A 247-nucleotide genomic window follows, 5' to 3' on the forward strand; every position below is an offset into this window, starting at 1 on the left:
ATACGCAATATGTTTGTCGTGCGAACCTGGATCCATATATCTAATACGCATTCCAATGGCTCTAAAAAGGTCTAAAGCTTTTTCTTGCAACTTAAAAGTTTTTTTTTCTACTTCGCAAATAATATTCGTTTTCCCTTTATATAAACCAGAAATAGCTGCTGTTGGTCCAGATTTTTCCGTTCCTGCAATTGGATGACAAGCCAAAAAGTTTCTTCTATTTTTATGATGTTCAACAGATTTACAAATG

General features: G+C 33.6%; 1 protein-coding gene. It reads right to left on the minus strand.

All coding sequences use genetic code 11. The features are described from left to right. Window positions 1-247, minus strand: a 247-nt coding sequence (locus tag ACY2RW_RS16260) for a prephenate dehydrogenase/arogenate dehydrogenase family protein (RefSeq protein ID WP_490123777.1), incomplete at both ends; no start/stop codon positions are given.

The sequence above is a fragment of the Polaribacter sp. 2305UL8-11 genome (genome assembly GCF_058147165.1).